Below are 24,399 nucleotides of genomic sequence, written 5' to 3'. Positions count from 1 at the left end.
GAACGTGAAGAGAAGCGTAAGGAAGCGCGCGAAGCGACGAGACGTCGGACCATGGACCACCGACGCGACCCGGCTGCCGGCCGGGTGCGGCACCCCCTCCCCCGAGCGAAAGCAGCGGATGTGAGCCAGGTCCTCGACACACCGCCCCCCACCCAGGCCCCGGCCGACGATCTCGCGGCGCTGGCCGCCCGACACGGCCTGACCGTCAGTGGCGCCCGCCCCACCCTGCCCGAGTACGTCCGCCAGCTGTGGGCCCGGCGTCACTTCATCACCGCCTTCGCCACCGCCAAGCTCACCGCGCAGTACAGCGAGGCGAAGCTCGGCCAGATCTGGCAGGTCATGACCCCGCTGCTGAACGCGGCGGTCTACTACTTCATCTTCGGTGTGCTGATGGGCACCAAGAAGGGCGTCCCGGACTACATCCCGTTCCTGGTCACCGGCGTGTTCGTGTGGACGTTCACGCAGAGTTCGATCCAGGTCGGCACCCGGGCGATCTCCGGCAACCTCGGCCTGGTGCGCGCCCTGCACTTCCCGCGCGCCGCCCTGCCGATCTCCTTCTGCATCCAGCAGCTCCAGCAGCTGCTGTTCTCGATGGCCGCGCTGGTCGTCATCCTGTTCAGCCTGGGCGTGCCGATCTCCTTCTCCTGGCTGCTGGTGATCCCCACGCTGATCCTGCAGTTCCTGTTCAACGCGGGCATGGCGATGATCATGGCGCGCATGGGCGCCAAGACCCCGGACATCGCCCAGCTGATGCCGTTCGTGCTGCGCACCTGGATGTATGTGTCCGGCGTGATGTGGAGCATCGGCAAGCTCACCAAGAAGGACCACCTGCCGCACATCGTCACGGTCCTGCTGGAGACCAACCCGGCCGCGGTCTACATCGACCTCATGCGGTACGCGCTGATCGCCAGCTTCCATGCCAAGCAGCTGCCCCCGCACGTGTGGGCGCTCGCCGCCGGCTGGGCCCTGGTCGCCGGCGTCGGCGGTTTCATCTACTTCTGGAAGGCTGAGGAGAAGTACGGCCGTGGCTGAGCAGACCGAAGAGAAGATCCCCACCGTCATCGTCGACAACGTCGACATCGTCTACCGGGTGCACGGAACCGGCGGCGGCCGCGGCTCCGCCACCGCCGCCCTCAACCGCATGCTGCGCCGCAAGCAGGCCGAGCAGGCCGCCGGCGTGCGCACGGTGCACGCCGTGAAGAAGGTCTCGTTCGTCGCCTACAAGGGCGAGGCGGTCGGCCTCATCGGCACCAACGGCTCCGGCAAGTCGACCCTGCTCAAGGCGGTCGCCGGCGTGCTCCCCGTGGAGAGCGGCCACATCTACACCGACGGCCAGCCCTCCCTGCTCGGCGTCAACGCGGCCCTGATGAACGACCTCACGGGTGAGCGCAATGTCTACCTCGGCGGCCTCGCCATGGGCATGTCGCGGGAGCAGGTCAAAGAGCGCTATCAGGACATCGTCGACTTCTCCGGGATCAACGAGAAGGGCGACTTCATCACCCTGCCGATGCGCACGTACTCCTCCGGTATGGCCGCCCGGCTGCGCTTCTCCATCGCCGCTGCCAAGGACCATGACGTCCTGCTCATCGACGAGGCCCTGGCCACCGGCGACCGCAGGTTCCAGATGCGCTCCGAGGACCGGATCCGCGAACTGCGCGAGCAAGCGGGCACGGTCTTCCTGGTCAGCCACAACAACAAGTCGATCCGCGACACCTGCGAGCGGACCCTGTGGCTGGAGCGCGGCGAGCTGCGCATGGACGGTCCCACGGAGGATGTCATGAAGGAGTACGAGGCCTTCACCGGCGACAAGAAGGGCGACGGCAAGAAGGCTGCCTAGCGCGACGCCAGAAGGTGTCGCAAGCCATAGTAAGAAGGTGGCTTGAAAGTTAATGTGAGGGAAACCGCAGGCCGCGGAATCCCGTCTTCCTCTCGCCCGAAATCTGATCAACCAAAGGAGTCCACAGCGATGCCCCAACTCAGCGTCATCGTCTACGGACCGAACGCACAGGGGCATCTGACAGAGCTGCTCGATTCCCTGGAAGCCCATCCGCACTCCGACGCCGAGGTGATCGTCGCGGCAGTCGGCGACTGGGCACGGGAGGCCGCCGCGGGGCACGCCCCCGGGACGGTCGTCGTACCGCTGCCGGAGGGCACCGGTGACGCGGCGGCCCGGGCCGCCGGCGCCGCCCGTGCGACCGGCCGCTGGCTGCACTTCGTGCACGCCAAGGACAGCCTGCCGGCCGGCGCCGCCCGGCTGATCGCCGAGCGGACCGCCGAACTCGACGCCGCGGACGCCGAGGGCACCACCGGAGCCGCGAGCGCCGCCGTGGACGTCCTCCTCCTCGACCACGTCAGCACCACCTGGCAGACCGCCGCCGCCCCCTCCCGCGACGGCCGCCTCCTCGCCGCCGTCGGCCGCGCGGGCCAGCCCCTGGACGAGTCCGCCGACCTGCTGCGCCTCACCCCGCTGCTCGGCAACCGCGCCCTGCGCGCCGACTTCTGGCGGGCGCACGAGGAGCACCTCACCACCGACGACGAGCCGTACGCCGCCCAGGCCGCCCTGCTGCACGCCGGCCGTGTCGCCTGCCTGAACCAGGTGGCGTACGAACACCGCGAACTGCGCCCCGAGAGCCTGCCGCCGCGCGCCCCCGAGGACCGCTTCGCGCTGATCGAGCGCTACGAGTCGCTGCTCGCGCTCGCCAAGGACCGCCGCGCCGCCCGCACGGTGGTGTACGACCTGATGATGCGCGACCTCGTGCGCACCTTCGCCGGGGAGAACCTGCCCGACGCGGTGGCCCGCGAGTTCTTCCGCCGGGCCTCCCTCGCCGCGGTCCGCTGGCGCCCCGAGTACCACGAGCGCCCCGCGGGCGTGGAGGGCGTACGGCACGCGCTGCTGGAGGAGGGCGCCTACACCAAGTACCGCGCGTTCCAGGCCGTCAACCGCACCCGCCGCGCCGCGAAGAAGGCCGTACGGACGCGTAAGAAGCAGGTCGGCGCCAAGCTCCGCGACCAGCAGTACCGGCACGCCCTGAGCCAGCCGATCGACCCCAACCTGGCCGTGTTCGCCGCCTACTGGGAGCGCGGAGTGGCCTGCAACCCGGCCGCGATCGCCGCCAAGCTCCGCGAACTCGCCCCGCACATCCACCCGGTGTGGGTGGTGTCGAAGAGCAACGAGGCCCTGCTGCCGCCCGGCACGGACCATGTGATCCCCGGCACCCGCCGCTACTGGGAGACCCTGGCCACCGCCAAGTACCTCGTCAACAACGTCAACTTCCCCAACGCGGTGGTCAAGCGCCCCGACGCGATCCACCTCCAGACCCACCACGGCACTCCGCTCAAGCGCATGGGCCTGGACCAGATGGAACACCCGGCCGCCGCCAAGGGCCTGGACTTCGACGCCCTGCTGGGCCGCATCGACAAGTGGGACTACAGCGTCAGCGCCAACGGCCACACCACCCGCATGTGGGAGCGCGCCTACCCGGCCCGCTACACCTCGCTGGACTACGGCTACCCGCGTAACGACGTCTTCTACTCGGCCACGGCCGCCGACGTCCGCGCCGCCCGCGAACGCCTCGGCATCCCGCGCGGCAAGACGGCCGTCCTGTACGCCCCGACCCACCGCGACTACGAGGCCGGTTTCACCCCGCGCCTGGACCTCGCCGAACTCGCCGACCGGCTCGGTGACAACACGGTCCTGCTGGTCCGCGCCCACTACTTCTACGGCGGCGCGGCCTCCCCGCTGACCGGACTGCGCCGCTCCGGCCGGATCATCGACGTCTCCTCCTACGACCCCGTCGAGGAGCTGTGCCTGGCCGCCGACGCGCTGGTCACGGACTACTCGTCGATCATGTTCGACTACGCCAACCTCGACCGCCCGATCGTCGTCTACGCCGACGACTGGGAGACCTACCGGACCACCCGGGGCGTGTACTTCGACCTGATGTCCGAACACCCCGGACAGGTCGCCCGCACCCAGGAGGAACTGACGGAGATCTTCGTCTCCGGCGCCTGGCGCGACGACAGCGCCGCCAAGGCACGGGCCGCCTTCCGGCGCCGGTTCTGTGAGTACGACGACGGGCGCGCCGCCGAACGGGTCGTACGACGGGTGTTCCTGGGCGAGCCGGAGGAGGCCCTGCCACCGGTGATCCCGCTCGAGGAACGCACCCCCGCCCCGACCCCCGAGGAGGCCTCGGCATGACGACCACCACGACGACCCCGGACGTCACGGTCACCGTCATCGTCTTCAACGACGCGGAGCGCCTGCCCCGGGCGGTCGCCTCGCTGCGTGCGCAGACGCACGCGAACATCGAGATCATCATCAGCGACGACCACTCCACGGACGACACGCCGACGGTGGCGCGTCAGCTGGAGGCACAGGACGACCGCGTCCGCTACCTCCGCCTGCCGGAGAACAGCGGCGGCTGCAGCGCCCCGCGCAACCGGGCCATCGACATCGCCCGGGCGCCGTATCTGATGTTCCTCGACAGCGACGACGAACTCCCGCCGAACGCGGTCGAGTTGCTGCTCGCCGCACACCGCGAGCGCGAGGTGGACTTCACCATGGGCGCGGTACGGCGGGTACGGGTGGACAACGGCCGCCGTACGACGTGGATGCCGCACCTGGTGGCCGAGCGCCGCACGGTCGAGGGCATCGACGCGGACCCGCGGCTCCTCTTCGAGCACCTGTCGACGAGCAAGATGTACGCCCGCTCCTTCCTGGACCGGCACGAACTCCGTTTCCCGGAGGGCATCCACTACGAGGACCAGCTGTTCTCGGCGCAGGCGTACTGCCTGGCGCAGGCGTTCACGATCATCCCGGACCCGGTGTACGTCTGGTACATCGACCCGTTCGCGGCCGCGGCCGCGGCGTCCATCTCCAACCAGCGGCACAAGGTCACGAACGTCCGCGACCGGGTGCATGTCCAGCGTCTGATCGACGACTTCCTGGTGGAGAGCGGGCACGCGGGGCTGCGCGAGGACAAGGACTACAAGTTCCTCAAGCACGACTTCCGGATGTACGCGGGCGACCTGCCCTACCGGGACGAGGAATGGCTGCGGGCGTTCGCGGACATCATGAACCCCTACCTGGACACCCTGTCCCCGGGTGCGTACGCCCGTCTCCCCCGCCCCGAGCGGGTGGTCCTGGAGCTGCTGCGGGAGGGCCGGCTGGAGGAGGCCGGATGCGCGGCCCGCGGGCTCGGGAACGGCGTGGCGCCGAGGCAGGTCACGGCCGACGCGTCCGGAGTGCCGTACTGGGGTGACAGCGTGCCTTCCGACGACCGCGCCCGCCGCGAACTGGAGGTGTCCGACCTGGAGTTGGACACGCGCCCGTTCCCGAGCGCGCAGTTCCGCCATGAGATCACGGAGCTGACCCCCGGTCCCGGTGCCTCGCTCACCCTGGCGATCCGCACGTACGACCCGGGCCTGCGCCTGCCGGTCGGCCCGCAGCGTGCCAGCCTGATCCTGTCCCCCGGCAACCGCCGGATGACGGTCCCGTTCCGTCTGAACCCGATCCGTCCCGGTCTCTTCGAGGGCGAGGTCCACCTGGATCTGACGCAGGCCCCGCTGCCCCTCCAGGGCTTCGCGGGCGTACGCCACCCCCTGATCCGCCTCCAGCAGCAGGGCCTGTCCAACTCCGGCCTGCTGCTGGCCCCCTTGTCCTTCCCGACGCTCACGGCCCGCATCGACTACCGCTCCGGTGCGGCCCCGCACGAGCTCACCATCGAACCGGAGGGCCGCAACCCCGGCCGCCTGCAGCTCCGCTGGCGCCCGGTGGGAGTCACGGCCCGCGTGATCCGTCCGGTGGTCAAGCGGGTGGCGCGCCCGCGCATCCGCAAGGCGGCGAAGCTGTTGTCCAGCGTGCTCAGGTAAGACACCGGTTTTCCAAGCGCCGTTGTGCCGAAGGGGCGCGGGGAACTGCGGGTCAGTGGTGACCACGCAGTTCCCCGCGCCCCTTCACGCTTGCGCAGCTGTGCCGGCAAGAACCGCCCCCGGACCGCCGCAGCTCAGTGCACGACCCGGTACAGGATCTGGTCGTCCGGACCGGCGGTCACCTTCCGCAGGCCCGGGCCGGCCAAGCTGCTCGGACCCACGACCCAGCGGACGCCGTACTCCCGCAGAATCCCCGCCCGCTCGGCCGCGGGCGTCCCCGCCGCGAAATACCGCTCGACCGCCGCCTCCCGGCGCGCCGCGTCCGGAAGGAACACATCCGGATACCCGGGCGCCACGGTGTACGCCCCGTAGGCGGGGATCTGCCGCGCCGGATCCGTCCGGGCCATCACCACGTCCCCGTACTTCACCCACGGCGTGATCCAGTGATACCCCACCCACGGCGGCCGGTACTTCGCCGCCACCACCGAAGGCAGCGCACCCTTCCCGGTCACGTACCCGAGCGTCCCGGCCTGCGTCCACGCCCCGACAGCCAGCGCGGCGCCCAGCACACACGCCCACCCCACGCGCACCGCCCGCCGCCCGGCCGCCACAACCTCCAGCGCGGCGGCGAGCTGCACCGGGATCAGCGCGGCCGGCAGGGCCCGGCCCCAGGAGTAGTGGCCGGTCAGCCCGCCCGCGGCGAACATCAGCGCCCCGAGGACGAAGAACAGGACCAGCGAATCCCAGCGGTCGCGCCGGAAACGGAGCACCAGCGCCGCCACCCCGAGCAGCACCAGGCCGAACCGTGCGGCCAGGTCCTCGTACAGCGGCTTGTGGATGGCCTCCAGATCCGCGCCGGCGGAGAAGAGCGAGAAGAAGTCGTAGTACGGCCACAGCCACAGCAGGGCCATCCCCAGCGCCAGCGAGGCGGCCAGGCGCAGCAGCACCGTGCGGGCCGGCCGCGCCGCGATCACCGTGGCCAGCGCTCCGAGGGACGCCACGACGCCCGTGAACTGGTGGCACAGCAGGATCAGCGCCCAGAGCACGCCGAGCCACAGCCACCGTGCCCACGCGGTCTCCTCACGCAGCGCCCGCGTGAGCCAGGCCCAGAAGTGAAAGGTGAGGCCGAGCGCGAAGACGCTGGGGTACGACACCGTCAGCGCCAGTGAGTTCAGGCCCAGGAAGCCGGACCAGTTGAACAGTACCGGGCCCCAGAGGAAGAACAGGCTCAGCAGGGCCAGCGCGGGTGCCGCGCGGTGCGCGGTCAGGGTGCGGACATACCGCCAGACCCCGGTGACCAGCAACGTCAGCGCGACGAACGCGGCGAGCCGCAGCACCACGAACACCGACAGGCCGGTCACCTTGGCGACCAGCCCCAGCACCAGCATCCACGGCGAGTAGTAGGGGCTCGGCGTGTCCGCGTCGACCAGCGGATTGCCGGGATGGAACAGGTGGTGACTCAGGCGCTCGATGGTGGCTGCGTGCATGCCGAGGTCGCCCGCCCACGGCAGACGGACGATCACCAGGAGCAGCAGCACCACGACAAGCGCGGCGGCCACCTGTGGCAGTACCCGGCCGGCCCGCGCGGCGCCGTCCTGCGGCTGTGTGCGGTTCACCGGCTCGGTGTCAGACGGTGCGATGTGCATCCTGCTGGAACACCCACGTGCGGTAGACGAGAAAGCGGAAGGCGGAGGCGAGCACGATCGACGCGGCCTTCGCCACGTTCGATTCCAGCACACTGTGCAGGCCGAGACCGTGGTATCCGACCCAGAACAGGCCGATTTCCAGGACGACACCGAGGCCGCTGAAGACGAAGAACAGCATGATCTGGCTGCGCGTGCGCGAGGCCCGGTCACGATAGGCGAAATAGCGGAAACCGAGGTAATTGGTCGCCATCGCGACACAGCTGGCCACGACGGTCGCGGGCATCGCCTGCCAGCTCAGACCGCGCAGCAGCAGGTTGAAGATCAGGAAATTGACAAGGACACCGCTACCACCGACGACCCCGAACTTCACGATCTCCAGCACGACACGTGTGACGGGTCTGGCCGGAGCCGGCGCGGGGGGCGCTGGTGCCGGACGGGTCTCGGTGAGTTGAACAGTCACAGCGCCGACCCTATCCGAAGGGCACTGATAAGCAGGAAACGGTAAATCCATTGATCACTTTGTACTAGGGGTCGGCAAGAAACGGAACGCCCCGGGCCGCTTACACCTCGGGCCCGGGGCGGTCTCACCGTCGTACCGCTACGGTCGTGCCGCTACGGTCGTATCGCTACGAATGCGTGCGCAGCAGCGTCCGCATCGTGCGCATCGCCACCGAGAGGTTGGCGAGGTCGAACGTCTCCGAACCGCGGATCTCCTCCAAGGTGGCGCGCGCCCGGCTCAGGATGGGCGCGTTCTTCTGCTCCCAGGCCTTGAAGCGCTGCTCCGGAGTGGAGGTGCCGTTGCCCGCCGCGAAGACGTCCGCGGTGAGCGCCGCGTGCGCCGCGTACAGGTCCTCGCGGATGGAGGCGCGGGCCATGGACTGCCAGCGGTCGGCGCGGGGCAGCTCGATGATGCGGTCCATCAGCTGGGTGATGTTGAGCCGGTCGGCGAGGTCGTAGTAGATCTCGGCGACGTCGAGCGGCTCCTTGCTCATCCGGTCGGCCACCGACACGATGTCGAGCGCCGGGAAGGCGGACGAGAACCCGGCCACGCGCGTGGCGAGCTCGTCCGGGACGCCGGCCGCGGACAGCTCGTCGTACACGTGCTGGTACCACTCCAGGTCCGCGCCGCGCAGCAGCTTCGGCAGCTGCTGCCAGACCTGCTCGACCCGCTCGGCGAAGAACTCGACCGTCTCGGCCAGCTGCAGTGGCTGCGGCCGGTTGTTGAGCAGCCAGCGCGTGCCGCGCTCGACGAGCCGGCGCGAGTGCAGCCGGATCCGGGTCTGGACGGCCGCGTCGACCTTGTTGTCCAGCTCCTCGACCGCATCCCACACGGGCGCCGAGCGGAAGATCGCGCGGGCAGCCGTCTGGGCGCGGACGATCTCCTCCAGTGAGGCGCCGGTCTCCTCGCGCAGCCGGTGCAGATACGTCGTACCGCCCGTGTTGACCGTGTCGTTGACCAGCACGGTCGTGGTGATCTCGCGGCGCAGCGGGTGGTTGTCGATCGCGTCGGTGAACCGCTCGCGCAGCGCCGTCGGGAAGTAGGCGTGCAGCAGGCTGCGCAGATACGGGTCGTCCGGCAGCGAGGTCCCCAGCAGCTCCTCGGAGACCGTGATCTTCGTGTACGCCAGCACGACGGCCGTCTCCGGGCCGGTCAGGCCCTGGCCCTGGGCGAGGCGGTCACGGATCTGGCGGTCGGTCGGCAGGAACTCCAGCGCCCGGTCCAGATGGCCCTCGCGCACCAGGTGGCGCAGGAACCGCTGCTGGGCGTGGAGCATGGCGTTGGCCTGGAACAGGGCGTTGGCCAGGGCGGTGTTCTGCGCGTAGTTGTTGCGCAGGACCAGCGCGCCGACCTCGTCCGTCATCTCGGCGAGCAGCTTGTTGCGCTGCTTGACGGTCATGTCGCCGTCCGCGACCAGGCCGTTCAGCAGGATCTTGATGTTCACCTCGTGGTCGGAGGTGTCCACGCCGGCGCTGTTGTCGATCGCGTCGGTGTTGATCTTGCCGCCGTGCAGGGCGAACTCGATACGGCCGAGCTGGGTCAGCCCCAGGTTGCCGCCCTCGCCGACGACCTTGACCCTCAGGTCCCGGCCGTCGACGCGGATGGCGTCGTTGGCCTTGTCGCCGACGTCCGCGTTGGACTCCGCCGAGGACTTCACGTACGTGCCGATGCCGCCGTTCCACAGCAGGTCGACCGGCGCGTGCAGGATCGTCTTCATCAGGTCGGCCGGGGTCATCTTGGTGACCTTGTCCTCGATGCCGAGGGCCTCGCGGATGTGGGCGTTGACCGGGATCGACTTGGCGCTGCGCGGGAAGATCCCGCCGCCCGCCGACAGCAGCTCCGTGTTGTAGTCGGCCCAGCTGGAGCGGGGCAGCTCGAACAGACGGCGGCGCTCGGCGTACGACGTCTCCGCGTCCGGGGTCGGGTCGATGAAGATGTGCCGGTGGTCGAAGGCGGCGACCAGGCGAATGCGCTCGGAGAGCAGCATGCCGTTGCCGAACACGTCACCGGACATGTCACCGATGCCGACGACCGTGAAGTCCTCGCTCTGCGTGTCCACGCCCAGCTCACGGAAGTGCCGCTTCACGGACTCCCAGGCACCGCGCGCGGTGATGCCCATGCCCTTGTGGTCGTAGCCGGCCGAGCCGCCGGAGGCGAAGGCGTCACCGAGCCAGAAGTTGTACCTGTTCGCGACGTCGTTGGCGATGTCGGAGAAGGTCGCGGTGCCCTTGTCGGCGGCGACGACCAGGTAGGTGTCGTCCCCGTCGTGCCGGACCACGTCCTGCGGCGGTACGACCTCGCCGGCGACCATGTTGTCGGTGATGTCGAGCAGCGCCGAGATGAACGTCTTGTAGCTGGCGATGCCCTCGGCCAGCCAGGCGTCGCGGTCCTTGCCCGGGTCCGGCAGCTGCTTGGCGACGAAGCCGCCCTTGGCGCCGACCGGCACGATGACGGTGTTCTTCACCATCTGCGCCTTGACCAGGCCGAGGATCTCCGTGCGGAAGTCCTCACGCCGGTCCGACCAGCGCAGACCGCCGCGCGCGACCTTGCCGAAGCGCAGGTGCACACCCTCGACCCGCGGCGAGTACACCCAGATCTCGTACGCCGGGCGGGGCGCCGGCAGGTCCGGGATGGCCCGCGGGTCGAACTTCATGGACACGTAGTCGTGCGGCGAGCCGTCGACCTTCTCCTGGAAGAAGTTCGTGCGCAGGGTCGCCTTGATGACGGTCAGGAAGGACCTGAGGATCCGGTCCTCGTCCAGGCTCGCCACCTGGTCCAGGGCCGCGTCCAGCTCCTCCAGCAGGGCGTCCGTGATCTCCAGGCCGGCCTTCTGCCGGTCCGGGGACATCCGCGCCTCGAACAGGGAGACGAGCAGCCGGGTGGTGTGGACGTTGTTGCGGAGGGTGTCCTCCATGTAGTCCTGCGAGAAAGTCGAACCGGCCTGCCGCAGGTACTTGGCGTAGGCGCGCAGCACCATCGCCTGCCGCCAGTTCAGCCCGGCGCTCAGCACCAGGGCGTTGAAGCCGTCGTTCTCCGCCTTGCCGGTCCAGGTGGCGGCGAAGGCCTCCTGGAAGCGCTCGCGGGCGTCGTCACCGAGGTACTCCCCGCCGCCCGCTCCCTTCGGCATACGCAGGCCGAAGTCGTAGATCCAGGCGGTGGTGCGGTCCGAGCAGCGCAGCTCGTACGGCCGCTCGTCGGTGACCTCGACGCCGAGACGGCTGAGCACCGGCAGCACGTGCGAGAGGGAGACCGAGCCGCCCTTCTGGTAGATCTTGAACCGGCGCTCCTCGGGACCGGCGCCCACCGGCTCGTACAGGCTCAGGCTGAAGGTCTTGTCCTCGCTGAGCTGCTCCAGGTGGACCAGGTCGGCGACAGCGGAGCGCGGGGTGTGGTCGGCCTTGTAGCCCTCGGGGAAGGCGTGGTTGTAGCGGCGCAGCACCTCGGCCGCTCGCTCCTCGCCGCACTCGGCGGTCAGTGCCTCGCCGAACGCGTCGGCCCAGGAGCGGGCGGCCTCGACCAGGCGGGCCTCGATGCGGTCCTTGTCCGCGTCGGACAGCTCGGGCAGCTCGGTGCCCGGCGGGACGCGGACGACGAAGTGCAGCCGGGAGAGGACCGACTCGGTGTTCCAGGCGGTGAAGTCGACGCTGATCCCGCCGAGCTCCTCCTTCAGGATGTCGATGATCCGCAGCCGGACGCCCGTCGTGTAGCGGTCCCGCGGGAGGTAGACGAGGGCCGAGTAGTAGCGCCCGTACTCGTCCTGCCGCAGGTAGAGCCGCAGCCGCCGTCGCTCCTGCAGGTAGAGAACGCTCGTGACGATGGACTGCAGTTCGGTGACGGGCGTCTGGAACAGCTCGTCGCGCGGGTAGGTCTCCATGATCTGGAGCAGGTCGCGGCCGTCGTGGCTGTGGGGCGAGAACCCGGCGCGGTGCAGCACCTCGTCGACCGTGCGGCGGATCACGGGGACCCGGCGCACGGACTCGGTGTACGCGGCGGAGGAGAACAGTCCGAGGAACCGCCGCTCCCCGACCACGTTCCCGTCCGCGTCGAACTTCTTGACGCCGACGTAGTCCAGGTACGACGGCCGGTGCACGGTGGCCCGGCTGTTGGCCTTGGTCAGCACGAGCAGCTTGTGCTCGCGGGCCTTGGCGCGGGCGTCGGCCGTCAGCCGCTCGAAGGAGGGGCTGACCGGGTGCTGGTCGTCCTCGGCGTGCTGCGGGTCGGAGCGCAGGATGCCGAGGCCGGTGCCGGGCACGGCGGCGAGCGTGTCGTCCTCGCGCAGCTGATACTCGCGGTAGCCGAGGAAGGTGAAGTGGTCGTCGGACAGCCAGCGCAGCAGCTCGCGGGCCTCCTCGACCTCGGGCCGGGGCAGGTCGCCCGGAACGGGCTCGCTCTCCAGGTCGGCACCGAGACGGGTCGCCGCCTCCCGCATCTTCTCCCAGTCCTCGACGGCCTCGCGGACGTCGGAGAGCACGCGCAGCAGATCGGCCGTGATCTGCTTCAGGTCGGCGCGGTCCGTCTCCCGGTCGATCTCGACGTGGATCCAGGACTCGAAGTGCGCGTCGTGCGGGAGGTCGCCGCTCGGCGGGGTCGGCACGACCTCGATCAGCTTGCCGGTGAGGTCGCGCCGGACGACGAACTGCGGGTGGACGACGACGTGGATGCCGCGCCCCCGCCGGGTCAGCTCATTGGTGACCGAGTCGACGAGGAAGGGCATGTCGTCGGTGACGACCTCCACGACCGAGTGGCTGCAGGTCCACCCGTTCTCCTCCACGGTCGGGGTGTGGACCCGCACGTTCGCCGTGCCCTGGGGGCGGTTCTCGGCGAGCCGGTAGTGCGAGACCGCGGCGCCGAAGACGTCGACCGGGTCGCGGTCGGCGAGGTCTTCCGGGGCGGTGTGCAGGTAGTAGCGCTGGAGGAACGCGAGTACGGACTCGCTGTCCGGGGTGCCCGGGGAGCCCTCGCCCGCGGTCCCGGTCGGTAGGTGCCCCCCGACCGGGCTGTTCTCAGCTACCCGGGCAGCCCTCTCGAGCAGCTCGGCCTTGGCTTCGTCCAGCTTGGTCTGCATTGTCCTCTGACTCCTGTCGCGCGCCATTGCGTGACGTAGAAGGAAGTACGGCCTCTTTCCCTCCGGCTCGACGCCACGGCCCGGGGTGTCCGGTCCGCATCGACGCTATGCCGCGAGGTGAGATGCGCGGGGGGAATTCGGCCATTCTCGACACGCCTGTCGGGTGTGACGCTGCTCTCGGCGCCGCCGTGTCCAGGGTTGTCCTCGGCGTCCCGGGGGCAGCTGCGGCCCCGTCCCGCCCGCGAAGACCAGCGATTGCCGCCCGGTCACGGAGGTGCTCCGTGCAACCCGGGCGCAGGGCAGGGACAGGATCGCCCCCGCGAGATATCGCGCTGATCACGCCACAAGGCTATCGCTCCTTACCCGGGGCCCGTCATGAGCCGTATGTGTACAAAACCAAGGTCGGAAGTTTGACGTTCTGCACAGGGGCGGGGTGGGGGGTGGTGGCGTATTTGGTGGGGTGGTGGCGTCCGGGGCTGGCGGTCAGAGGATCCGGCGGGCAAGGGCGGACGGTGACGGGCCGGTGACGGACAGGCGCGGACCGTGGGGGCTGTGCTACCGGTGGGGTGGCTGTGGCCCTCCGTGGGACGACCGGTGGATGCGGGTGGGTGGGCGTCCCGGTCGCGGTGGGAGAGTCGCGACCGCACTCTGAGTACAGGGCACCCCGACATCGGGCGGGCCTCGGCACCCGGAGGCGGACCGGAACCGCGACGGCCCTCTTGGCAAGCACGCCCGGTGTTGGCACGTTGCCCTGGGACAGTGTGTCCCGCCCAGCAGCACTGGAGCACCTCGGAGCACACGGAGGAGCCGACATGCCCGCGAAGATCCTGCTCGTCACCGGCGACGCGGCGGAGTCCCTGGAAGTCCTCTACCCGTACCAGCGCCTGCGCGAGGAGGGCTACGAGGTCCACATCGCGGCCCCCTCCCGCAAGACCCTGCGCTTCGTCGTCCACGACTTCGAACCCGGTTACGACACCTACACCGAGAAGCCGGGCTACACCTGGCCCGCCGACCTGGCCTTCGCCGACGTGGACCCCGGCGATTACGTGGCCCTCGTCATCCCCGGCGGCCGGGCCCCCGAGTATCTGCGCAACGATCCCGAACTCCGCAAGATCCTCAAGGCGTTCTTCGACTCCGACAAGCCGGTCGCCCAGATCTGCCACGGCCCCCTGCTCACCGCGGCGATCGACAGCCTGCGCGGCCGCCGCGTCACGGCGTACCCCGCGCTCGAACCGGACATGCAGGCGGCCGGGGCGAGCTTCCAGGACACCGAAGCGGTGGTCGACGGCACCCTGGTCTCCTCCCGAGCCTGGCCGGACCACCCGGCCTGGATGCGCGAGTTCCTCAAACTACTCCGAGCGAAGGCACCGGCGACCTGAGAGGGCGGCGGGTCACATTTCACTGCGGGTCCGTTGTGGCTGGTCGCGCCCCCGCGGCGGAGCCGCATATCGATACAGCCTCGCGCCCCTGGGGAACTGCATTCGCAGGCCGCCGTCGCTGCGGGCAGTGCCTCCCTCGGCGCCTTAAGGGGCTGGGGGACCCCCAGGCGGCACGGGTGTGCGGTGCGGTCCCCCCGCTTGAGCGAAGCCGAGAGTGGGGGGAGGCACCCCGCCACCGCGGGCAAGCGCAACACCCCGCCGCCCAGCCGGAGTACGGGGCAGCCGTCGAGCGCAGGCAAGCAATAGCCACCCCCGCCCAGCCAGAGCACAGAACCCGGCACCCGCGGCTATGCCGCTATTCGCTGCGCTTCCTCCACGGCCTCGGTCAGCGTGTCCACCACCGGCACCCCCACCTCCTCCAGGCTGGCCCGACTGTGCGACCCCCCGGTGTACAGAACAGCCCGCGCCCCCGCTCGCCGCGCCGCGACCGCGTCATCCGCCGCGTCCCCGATCACCACGGTCCGCGCAGGCTCCACCACATCGCTCAGCGCCTCCAGATGGCGCACCATGTGCGTCGCCTTGCTGCCCCCTGACGGCCCCGTACGTCCGTCCACCCGCAGAAAGTGCGACTCGATCCCGAACCCCCGCACGAGCGGCACCAGTTCCTCGTGCACATACATACTCAGCAGCGACTGACTGTGCCCCGCCGACCGCCACCCCGCGAGCAGCTCCGTCGCCCCCTCGGTCAGCCCGCACCGCCCCCGCTGCTCGGCATAGTGCTGGTGGAAGACCCCGTCCATCAGCTCCCACTCGGCATCGGTCGGCAGCCGCCCTATCAGCCGCTCATAGAACTTCGGCACCGGCACGCAGTACAGCGACCGGTACTCCTCCAGCGTGATCGGCGCGAGCCCCAGCTCGGCGAAGGCCGCGTTCGTCGCCCCGATGATCGCGTCATTGTCGTGGAACAACGTGCCGTTCCAGTCCCAGACGATGTGCGCGTTTCCGTGCATCCCCATGCCAAAAACCGTACCCGCCACCACTGACAACGACGGCCGACACTGACAACGGCGGCCGACGGCCGAATCCTCCAGGCCAGGCCGGGCCAAGCCGGGCCAAGCCGGGCCAAGCCGAGGCAGGCCGGGTCAGGCGAGCCCGACCAGGTTGGGGATCTCCTGCGTGGCGTACCACAGCAGCTCGTGATCGTCCGCACCGTCCACGACGAACCGCGCGTCGTCGTCCCCACCGTCCGCCGCCTCCACCGCGTCCGCCGCCGCGGCCACGTCCCGCTCCGCGTCCTCGGCGTCGACATGAACCGCGGCCGCCTTGGCGAGCGGCACGGTCACCCTCACCGTCACCTCACCGAGGGCGGACGGGTCGAGCCCACGGCCCGGGTCGACGCTCGCGGCACCGTCGGCCACGTCCACGGCGACCACGACCCGGCGTCGTACCGCACCCGGATCCGCCGCCAGCAACCGCAGCGAGGCCAGCGCGGCCCGGCTGAGCGCGGCGTACTCCAGCTCCTCGATGTCCTCGGAGAGGTACCACTCGCGCAACGCGGGCGTCACGGCGTACGCGACGAAGGGGCCGGTCCCCAGCTCACCCGACTTGTGCGCCTCGGCGAGACCGGGGAGGGTCAGGGGGACGTAGACGCGCATGCTGGCCGCTCTTTCCTGTTCAAAGGCTCCGCTGAGGCCCCGGGAAGGCCGGCTGCCGCGTCTCCCGGAGGGCCTTCAGGATACGTGCGCCCGTCCCCTTTCGGGTCTGTGCCCACACCCCGGAAGCCGTCCACTTCGGGCCACGCGTTCACCCGGTACACCCGCCACATCATGGGGATCGGCACCCCTCCATCCCCCTGATAGGTGAACCTCCGGACCCCTCGCGAGCCCCGCCCGCCGTCCTTGCCACCCCGCGCCCGGCCCCCGTACAAGATCCCCACAACGAGTTACCGCCCGGTATCAGCCGGGCCCGCCGAACGGGGACCCCATGAACAAGGTCATGAGCCGCACCGCCCAGCCCCGCCCGCGCCACCGCCCGCCGACCCGCCACGACACCCGCCGCCCGGGCGGCGCCCCGCCCCGGAAGCCGTCGGTCAGGAGCAAGCGAGAAATGCCGCCGGCCACGCCCCGGAACGCGAGCACGGCCCGTACAGCGCCGGGGACTGCCTTGCCGCCTGTACGCCCCACCGACGTCTTCGCCGAGCGTCTGCTGGCCGTCCTGAGCGGTCAGCGGCCCGTCCACTGGATGCTCCGGCACACCATGGGCCGTGCCTACGACGACCTGGCCCGCCTCGCCGAACGCAGTCCGCTGCGCGCCCGAGGCTCCCGCCCCGTCGTCCACGACATCGGCTACTACGTCCCCAGCGAGGGCGCCCTCGAGGTCTTCGCCCGCATCTCCGCCGGCGACCAACTCCGTGCCCTGGCCTTCCGCCTGGAACTCGGCCAGGACCTCCGCTGGCGCTGCACAGCGGTGGAAACCGGCCCCCGCCCCGCCCCGGCACAGGGCGACTGAGGACAGGCGACACAGAAAGGCCGGGCTCCGTGAAAGGAACCCGGCCCTTCGAAACAGCCAGAGCGCCGCACGCGGGCGCGGCCGTTACTTCTTACGGCGCCGCCCGCCCTTGGCCTGCCGCCGCCGCTCGGCTCGCGTCAGCCCGTCCGACTCGGACCGCACCGGCTCGTCGTCCTCGAGGTCGCGCTCCACGATGCCGCCCTCGCCGTCCACGGTCGGCGCCGAGAAGTGCAGATCCCGCCGTTGCGGAACGTCCAGCCCCTTCGCGCGGATCTCGGGACGCGCCCCGGCCTGCGCCGGCACCGTCTCCTGGACCCCCTCGCCAACCGGCTCCGCGGCCTCGACCGGGACCTCCTCGACCTGCTGCTCGACCTGGACCTCCAGGTTGAACAGATAGCCGACGGACTCCTCCTTGATGCCCTCCATCATCGCGGTGAACATGTCGAAGCCCTCGCGCTGGTACTCGACCAGCGGGTCCTTCTGCGCCATCGCGCGCAGGCCGATGCCCTCCTGGAGGTAGTCCATCTCGTAGAGGTGCTCGCGCCACTTGCGGTCGAGGACCGACAGCACGACGCGGCGCTCCAGCTCACGCATGATCTCGGAGCCGAGCTGCGCCTCCCGGGCCTCGTACTGCTCGTGGATGTCGTCCTTGATGGACTCGGAGATGTACTCGGCAGTCAGACCGGCCCGGTCGCCGGCGGCCTCCTCCAGCTCCTCGATGGTGACCTTCACCGGGTAGAGCTGCTTGAAGGCGCCCCACAGCCGGTCCAGGTCCCAGTCCTCGGGGAAGCCCTCGGCGGTCTCCGCGCCGACGTACGCGTCGATCGTGTCGTCCATGAAGTGCTGGACCTGCTCGTGCAGATCCTCGCCCTCCAGGACGCGGCGACGCTCGCCGTAGATGACCTCACGCTGCCGGTTGAGGACCTCGTCGTACTTCAGAACGTTCTTACGGGTCTCGAAGTTCTGCTGCTCGACCTGCGACTGCGCGGACGCGATCGCGCGCGTGACCATCTTGTTCTCGATCGGCACGTCGTCCGGCACATTGGCCATGGACATCACGCGCTCGACCATCTGGGCCTTGAACAGGCGCATCAGGTCGTCGCCCAGGGAGAGGTAGAAGCGGGACTCGCCGGGGTCGCCCTGACGGCCGGAACGACCGCGCAGCTGGTTGTCGATACGGCGCGACTCGTGTCGCTCGGTGCCCAGCACGTAGAGCCCGCCGAGGTCCTCGACCTCGTCCTTCTCGGCCTTGACGGCCTGCTCGGCCTTCTCCAGGGCGGCGGGCAGCGCCGCGGCCCACTCCTCGATGTGCTCCTCGGGGTCGAGACCGCGCTGGCGCAGCTCGGCCTCCGCGAGGTCCTCGGGGTTGCCGCCGAGCTTGATGTCCGTGCCACGGCCGGCCATGTTGGTGGCCACCGTCACCGCGCCCTTGCGGCCGGCCTGGGCGACGATCGACGCCTCGCGCTCGTGCTGCTTGGCGTTCAGCACCTCGTGCTGGATGCCGCGCTTGCTGAGCTGCTGCGAGAGGTACTCCGACTTCTCGACGGACGTCGTGCCGACGAGGATCGGCTGGCCCTTCTCGTGCTTCTCGGCGATGTCGTCGACGACGGCCTCGAACTTGGCGACCTCGGTGCGGTAGATCAGGTCCGACTGGTCCTTGCGGATCATCGGCTTGTTGGTCGGGATCGGGACCACGCCGAGCTTGTAGATCTGGTGGAACTCGGCGGCCTCGGTCATCGCCGTACCGGTCATGCCGGAGAGCTTGCCGTAGAGGCGGAAGAAGTTCTGCAGGGTGATCGTGGCAAGCGTCTGGTTCTCGTCCTTGATGTCCACCCCTTCCTTCGCCTCGATCGCCTGGTGCATGCCTTCGTTGTAGCGGCGGCCGGCGAGGATACGGCCGGTGTGCTCGTCGACGATCATGACCTCGCCGTCGATGACGACGTAGTCCTTGTCGCGCTTGAAGAGTTCCTTGGCCTTGATCGCGTTGTTCAGGTAGCCCACGAGCGGGGTGTTCACCGACTCGTAGAGATTGTCGATGCCCAGCCAGTCCTCGACCTTGGAGACGCCGGACTCGTGGATGGCGACCGTGCGCTTCTTCTCGTCGACGTCGTAGTCGCCGGTCTCCTCGACGCCCTTGAGCGGGTTGCCCGCCTCGCCCTTCTTCAGGCGCAGGACCAGCTTGGCGAAGTCGCCGTACCACTTGGTGGCCTGGTCGGCCGGGCCGGAGATGATCAGCGGCGTACGGGCCTCGTCGACCAGGATGGAGTCGACCTCGTCGACGATCGCGAAGTTGTGGCCGCGCTGCACCAGCTCGTCCTGCGACCACGCCATGTTGTCGCGCAGGTAGTCGAAGCCGAACTCATTGTTCGTGCCGTAGGTGATGTCGCACGCGTACTGCTCGCGGCGCTGGGCCGGCGTCATGTTGGCGAGGATGCAGCCGACGCTCAGGCCCAGGAACTTGTGGACGCGGCCCATCATCTCGGAGTCGCGCTCGGCCAGATAGTCGTTGACCGTGACGATGTGGACGCCGTCGCCGGACAGGGCGTTCAGATACGCGGGGAGCGTGCCGACGAGGGTCTTGCCCTCACCGGTCTTCATCTCGGCGACGTAGCCGAGGTGGAGGGCGGCGCCGCCCATCATCTGCACGTCGTAGTGCCGCTGGCCGAGCACGCGCTTGGCGGCCTCACGGACGGTGGCGAACGCCTCGGGGAGCAGGTCGTCCAGGCTCTCACCATCGGCGTACCGCTGCTTGTACTCCTCGGTGAGGGCCCGCAGCTCGGCGTCGGAGAGGTCGACGAAGTCCTCTTCGATGGAGTTGACCTGGTCCGCGATGCGGTGCAGCTTGCGCAGGATCTTGCCTTCGCCTGCACGCATGATCTTCGAGAGGACGGACACGGGGGTTTGTCTCCTTGCCGGTCGGGCCTGGGACGGTCGGTTTCCATTTGACGTACTGAGCAACGGCCATCGTATGCGAGGACCCGGCTGGGCCGGGAGGCCTGGCGCCCCGACGGCTGCCTCATCCGGGACAACGGACGGCGCACGGCGATAGTGCCGCATCGGCGCGAGGAATTGCGCGAAATGTGATCACGCGCTCACGCGCAGCGAAAATCGATGGCCGCCATGTAGGCGGCCGAGCACAATCGGCCGATGGAACCTGTCACACTCACCACGGATCGTCTGGTCCTGCGCACGGTCGGCCCGCACGACACCCAGGCCGTGTACGGCGCCGCGCAGGACTCCGACATCCAGCGCTGGACCACGGTGCCCTCACCGTATCTGCCCGAGCACGCGAGCGGCTTCACCGAGCAGCTGGTCCCCGACGGCTGGGCGCAGGGCTCGATGTTCACCTTCGGTGTCTTCCTGACCGGCGGGGAACTCGTCGGCATGCTCGGTCTCACCATGCGCTCGCTCGGCGTGGCGGAGGTCGGCTTCTGGGCAGCCAAGGAGCACCGCGGCCAGGGCTACGTCACCGAGGCCACGCTCACCGCCTGCCGGTGGATCTTCACCGAGGTCGGCGTCGACCGGGTCGAATGGCGTGCCGAGGTCGGCAACCACGCCTCCCGTGCGGTTGCCGAACGCGCGGGCTTCACCGTCGAGGGCACCCTGCGCTCCGCGATCAACAACAAAGGGGTGCGCCGGGATTGCTGGGTCGGCTCCCTGCTTCCCTCGGACCTGGGCCTTCCGTCCACGGCGCCCTACCTGCCCTCCCGCTCCTGACCACAGGCGTTTGCCCAGGTCAGCGCGGACTGTCAGTGGCGCCCTCTATCGTCCGGGGGCATGACGACCCTGCCGCGCCCGACCACCTCCCTCACCGCGGACGACGCCCGCCGTATCGCCCTGCGCGCCCAGGGCTTCCTCGGCGCGCCCGACCGGCGGGCCGGAGTCCGCGGGGTGCTGCGCCACCTCGGCGCGGTCCAGCTCGACACGATCTCGGTCCTCGCCCGCTCCCATGAACTCGTGCCGTACGCCCGGCTCGGCGCGATCGGCCGCAAGACGGTCGAGTCCGCGTACTGGAAGCCCTCGTCCGTCGGCGTGTCGCCGGCCCGCCCGCATGCCTTCGAGTACTGGTCGCACGCGGCGTGCATCCTCCCCGTCGAGGAGTGGCCGCACTTCGCCTTCCGCCGCCGCGCCTACCGCGACCGCCCGCACTGGAACCACGAGCTGCCCGACGGCGCATACGACCAGGTCATCAAGCAGCTGCGCGCGGAAGGCCCGCTGACCTCCACGGAGCTGGGCGGCGCGAAGAAGACGAACGAGTGGTGGGACTGGTCCGGTACCAAGGTCGCGGTGGAGCGCGCGCTGATGTACGGCGAGGTGGTGTGCGTCGAGCGTCGCGGCTGGAAGCGGGTGTACGACCTCGCCGAGCGCGCCGTCCCGGACGCGCTGCTGCACGACGAGCTGGACGACACCGAGTGCCTGCGCCGCCTGGTCCGGCTGGCCGGCGAATCCCTCGGTGTCGGCACGCGCGCGGACATCGCCGACTACCACCGGCTCAAGGGCGAGCAGCTCGACGCGGTCATCGCCGACTCGGGTCTGGTCCCGGTCGAGGTAGAGGGCTGGGGCAGGCCGGCCTGGGCCGATCCGGCGGCCCTGGCGACACCGCCGCGCGGCCGGCACCGCACCACGCTGCTGTCGCCGTTCGACTCGCTGATCTGGGAGCGGGCCCGCACGGAGCGGATCTTCGGCTTCACCCACCGCCTGGAGGCGTATGTGCCCAAGCAGAAGCGGGTCTACGGCTACTTCGCCATGCCGGTACTCGCGGGCGGCAGGCTGGTCGGCCGGGTGGACCCGGCGCGCGAGGGGCGCACGCTGGTGGCCAAGCAGGTCACCGTGGACGACCCGAAGGCGGTCCCGGCGATCGCCCAGGCCCTGCTCGAGGCGGCCACCTGGGTGAACTGCACGGACGTCCGCGTGGAGCGGGTGGACACCCCGGAACTGCGCGAGCCCCTGGCGAGGGAACTGGCCCGCATGCTCGCCTGACGCCTCTCCGTCAAACAGGTCAGACCACTCGGACCACTACCGGATCTCGAGGATCTTCTCCCGCATCGCATAGACCACGGCTTCCATCCTGGAGTGCAGCTGGAGCTTCTCCAGGATGTTGCGGACGTGGTTCTTCACGGTGTTCTCGGAGATGAACAGCTCCTTGGCGATGTCCCGGTTGTTCATCCCGGTCGCCACGAGCTTGAGGACCTCCAGCTCCCGGTCGGTCAGCCGCGGCGCGGGCACCAGCCGGCGCTCGTCGGTGCGCTGGATCATCGACTTGAACTCGGTGAGCAGCTTGGACGCCATGGACGGGCTGATCTGCGACTGCCCGTCGGCCACCGCGCGAATGGCGGTCGCCACCTCGTCCGTGGAGATCTCCTTGAGCAGGTATCCGGTCGCGCCCGCCTTGATCGCGTCGTAGAGGTCGGCCTCTTCGTCGCTGATCGTCAGCATGATGATCTTGGCGCTCGGGGCGACCTCCTTGATGGAGGTGCACGCCTCGATCCCGCCGCGCTTGGGCATGCGGACGTCCATCAGCACGATGTCGGGCAGCAGATCAGCAGCCTTGTCCACGGCCTCGGCTCCATCGCCGGCCTCGCCGACGACCTGGATGTCCTCCTCGGCCGCGAGCACGATCTCCAGTCCCCGCCGGAAGAGGGCGTGGTCGTCCACGACCAGGACTCTGATCGGCTCCGCTCGCACGGAGCCGGCGTCCGGGCCCATGCCGATGACACCGTCGTCGCCATCCTCGTCCCGCATCGGTCCGAAGGTGTCCGCCATCGTTCCTCCCCCTGAGGCTGTGGCCTGTGGTCCTGTGCCATCGCCAACCCAAGGCAGCGGCCCACCGGTTGGGCCGGTCCGGCCATGATTTCATGCCCAGGCGACGCCGAGGTGACGTGCGGGGCGTGAAGTGGTCGCACACAGGTGCCCCTGGGGGCGCACACGCGCTGCCAGGGGCACCGGCTCGACGTCGGCCAGGTGGGTCAGCCGCCCAGCATGCCCCCGGCCTCGGGGGACTGGGCCTTGGCGACCATCGGGTCCGAGTTGAGGTGGATCACACCGTAGTCGTAGGCGTGGCGCCGGTAGACGACGCTCGGTTCCTTCGTCTCTGCGTCGACGAACAAGTAGAAGTCGTGGCCGACCAGTTCCATCTCGTAGAGGGCCTGGTCGAGGCTCATCGGTGCGGCGACATGGGTCTTCTCACGGACGACGAGGGGGCCTTCACCCTTGACCTCCAGCGAGCCGATCTTCTTCGTCGGCACTCCGTCGCTCTCTTCGTCATGGACGGGGAGGCCGTTGCCGTTCAGCGTGGCCGCGCCCGGGACGTGGTCGGGAACCTCGGCCGCCGAGATCCGCCGCGCGCCACGGCGCGAGAACCGCTTGTCGTGCTGCTTGCGCAGCCGGGCGTCCAGCTTCTCCGCCGCCAGGTCGAGTGCGGCGTACGGGTCGCTGGCCGCCGCCTCCGCCCGGATCACCGGACCGCGGGAGCGGAGCGTGATCTCCACTCGGTCACAGCGGTCGGCCTGTCGGGGGTTGGGCTCCTTGGACACCTCGACGTCGAGGCTGATCACCTTGCCATCGAGCTTCTGGATCTTCTCCAGCTTCAGCTTCTCGGCCACGTGCTTGCGGAACCGCTCGGGCACCTCGGTCTTGCGGCCTTTGACGACGATGTCCACGCAGAACTCCGTTCCCGGATCGCTCCGCTCCAGCGGCGGAGCATCTCCCTTTTGCACCAGATCCGGTGAGCACCGGACCTCGGACTCGGTGACTTCCACCTCCTCCTCCCCCGATGGCGAGATCTCCACCCCGTCGGCACAGGTTTGCGGAAAACCCATGGCACGGCATTCCGATATGAGAGGTGCGGCCTGCGCCTTTCCTCACAACCGAACATATCTCGCCCGGACGGATGTCGTCACCCTCTACTCCGGCGTACCTCCGTTCAGGTGAATTACGCCTCTCGCTACCTGCAACGATGCAAGTCGCCGGTCAGTTCCTGTTTATTTCAAAAGAATCGCGCGGAGCGGCGATCACGGCCGCATGGAGAGCATGTCCGAGGGGGTTCACCGCTGCCTTTTCCGGTGCACCATGCACCCACTTCCCGCTCTCCGGCCGTGCCCCGATCCGTCGTTCATCCCTTCCTTCCCGAGTTACGGCCCCGTACACAGCTGTTCCCCCTCTGGTTCGCTCTTCCGCCACCTCCCGTACGACTCTTGCCGCCTCCGCGAGGCTGGCGCCAGTCGTGATCAGGTCGTCGACGAGCACGACGTGTCCGCCAACGAGCAGCCGCTCACCGCCCGCGGTCACCTCCAGCGCGCCCGCGAGGTTCGCAAGGCGCTGCCGCGCGTCGAGCCCGGCCTGGTCCGCCACGGTCCGCCGCTGGCGCAGCACGGCCGCCACCCTGGCCGGAGTCCCTGTGCGCCGCAGTTCCCCGGCCGCCGCGAGCGCCAT

At 69.7% G+C, this 24,399-nt stretch carries 17 protein-coding genes; 8 read left to right on the top strand and 9 right to left on the bottom strand.

Annotation, left to right across the window (positions count from 1 at the left end; all coding sequences use genetic code 11):
- Positions 1-120 precede the first annotated feature (120 nt).
- The 4 genes from M878_RS75430 to M878_RS75415 all read left to right on the top strand — a co-directional run bounded on the left by M878_RS75430 (position 121) and on the right by M878_RS75415 (position 5,871).
- Positions 121-1,032, top strand: coding sequence for an ABC transporter permease (locus tag M878_RS75430; protein ID WP_023550085.1), 912 nt, complete (start codon positions 121-123; stop codon positions 1,030-1,032).
- Complete coding sequence (locus M878_RS75425; protein WP_023550084.1) at positions 1,025-1,837, top strand: ABC transporter ATP-binding protein; 813 nt, start codon at positions 1,025-1,027, stop codon at positions 1,835-1,837. Before M878_RS75430 ends, M878_RS75425 begins: the two co-directional genes overlap by 8 nt.
- Positions 1,838-1,966: 129 nt before the next feature.
- Positions 1,967-4,198, top strand: a complete 2,232-nt coding sequence (locus M878_RS75420) for a CDP-glycerol glycerophosphotransferase family protein (protein ID WP_023550083.1) — start codon at positions 1,967-1,969, stop codon at positions 4,196-4,198.
- A complete protein-coding gene (locus tag M878_RS75415; protein WP_023550082.1) occupies positions 4,195-5,871 on the top strand; it encodes a glycosyltransferase family 2 protein in 1,677 nt (558 codons plus the stop codon). Before M878_RS75420 ends, M878_RS75415 begins: the two co-directional genes overlap by 4 nt.
- A gap of 134 nt (positions 5,872-6,005) precedes the next feature.
- Here the strand turns inward: M878_RS75415 and M878_RS75410 are convergent, their stop codons facing one another.
- From M878_RS75410 to M878_RS75400, 3 genes are all read right to left on the bottom strand, one after another.
- Positions 6,006-7,517 (bottom strand): hypothetical protein, encoded by a 1,512-nt coding sequence (locus M878_RS75410; protein ID WP_425347912.1) that lies wholly within the window; start codon positions 7,515-7,517, stop codon positions 6,006-6,008.
- A complete protein-coding gene (locus M878_RS75405) occupies positions 7,498-7,899 on the bottom strand; it encodes a GtrA family protein (RefSeq protein WP_023550080.1) in 402 nt (133 codons plus the stop codon). The genes M878_RS75410 and M878_RS75405 overlap by 20 nt, the downstream gene beginning before the upstream one ends.
- Positions 7,900-8,143: 244 nt before the next feature.
- Positions 8,144-13,081, bottom strand: a complete 4,938-nt coding sequence (locus tag M878_RS75400) for an NAD-glutamate dehydrogenase (RefSeq protein ID WP_023550079.1) — start codon at positions 13,079-13,081, stop codon at positions 8,144-8,146.
- 812 nt (positions 13,082-13,893) lie between these two features.
- Here M878_RS75400 and M878_RS75395 point away from each other — a divergent pair.
- Positions 13,894-14,460, top strand: coding sequence for a DJ-1/PfpI family protein (locus M878_RS75395; protein ID WP_023550078.1), 567 nt, complete (start codon positions 13,894-13,896; stop codon positions 14,458-14,460).
- A gap of 347 nt (positions 14,461-14,807) precedes the next feature.
- On the opposite strand, the gene M878_RS75390 is transcribed toward M878_RS75395, so the two are convergent.
- The gene (locus M878_RS75390) at positions 14,808-15,476 is read right to left on the bottom strand and encodes an HAD family hydrolase (RefSeq protein WP_023550077.1); all 669 of its coding nucleotides are present in this window, start codon (positions 15,474-15,476) and stop codon (positions 14,808-14,810) included.
- A gap of 126 nt (positions 15,477-15,602) precedes the next feature.
- Positions 15,603-16,115: a DUF6912 family protein gene (locus M878_RS75385; protein WP_023550076.1), complete on the bottom strand. Its 513-nt coding sequence runs from the start codon at positions 16,113-16,115 to the stop codon at positions 15,603-15,605.
- 328 nt (positions 16,116-16,443) lie between these two features.
- Between M878_RS75385 and M878_RS48875 the strand changes: the two genes are divergently transcribed.
- Positions 16,444-16,968 carry an Rv3235 family protein gene (locus M878_RS48875; RefSeq protein ID WP_031225772.1) on the top strand — a complete coding sequence of 175 codons (525 nt, stop codon included), beginning with the start codon at positions 16,444-16,446 and terminating at the stop codon, positions 16,966-16,968.
- Positions 16,969-17,052: 84 nt separating this feature from the next.
- Here the strand turns inward: M878_RS48875 and secA are convergent, their stop codons facing one another.
- Positions 17,053-19,863, bottom strand: a complete 2,811-nt coding sequence (gene secA, locus M878_RS75380) for a preprotein translocase subunit SecA (RefSeq protein WP_023550073.1) — start codon at positions 19,861-19,863, stop codon at positions 17,053-17,055.
- Between the two features lie 252 nt (positions 19,864-20,115).
- On the opposite strand from secA, the gene M878_RS75375 reads away from it, so the two are divergent.
- Both M878_RS75375 and M878_RS75370 read left to right on the top strand, forming a co-directional pair.
- Complete coding sequence (locus tag M878_RS75375) at positions 20,116-20,685, top strand: GNAT family N-acetyltransferase (RefSeq protein ID WP_023550072.1); 570 nt, start codon at positions 20,116-20,118, stop codon at positions 20,683-20,685.
- A gap of 60 nt (positions 20,686-20,745) precedes the next feature.
- Positions 20,746-21,948 (top strand): winged helix-turn-helix domain-containing protein, encoded by a 1,203-nt coding sequence (locus M878_RS75370; RefSeq protein ID WP_023550071.1) that lies wholly within the window; start codon positions 20,746-20,748, stop codon positions 21,946-21,948.
- 36 nt (positions 21,949-21,984) lie between these two features.
- On the opposite strand, the gene M878_RS75365 is transcribed toward M878_RS75370, so the two are convergent.
- The 3 genes from M878_RS75365 to M878_RS94795 all read right to left on the bottom strand — a co-directional run.
- Positions 21,985-22,731: a response regulator gene (locus M878_RS75365; RefSeq protein WP_023550070.1), complete on the bottom strand. Its 747-nt coding sequence runs from the start codon at positions 22,729-22,731 to the stop codon at positions 21,985-21,987.
- 203 nt (positions 22,732-22,934) lie between these two features.
- Positions 22,935-23,627: a ribosome hibernation-promoting factor, HPF/YfiA family gene (gene hpf, locus M878_RS48870; RefSeq protein WP_245238209.1), complete on the bottom strand. Its 693-nt coding sequence runs from the start codon at positions 23,625-23,627 to the stop codon at positions 22,935-22,937.
- Positions 23,628-23,937: 310 nt separating this feature from the next.
- Positions 23,938-24,399, bottom strand: a 462-nt coding sequence (locus M878_RS94795) for a ComF family protein (RefSeq protein WP_078630387.1), incomplete at its 5' end; no start/stop codon positions are given.

It is taken from the genome of Streptomyces roseochromogenus subsp. oscitans DS 12.976, from assembly GCF_000497445.1.
GTDB lineage: Bacteria > Actinomycetota > Actinomycetes > Streptomycetales > Streptomycetaceae > Streptomyces > Streptomyces oscitans.
This window is presented reverse-complemented; position numbering and strand designations above follow the sequence as displayed.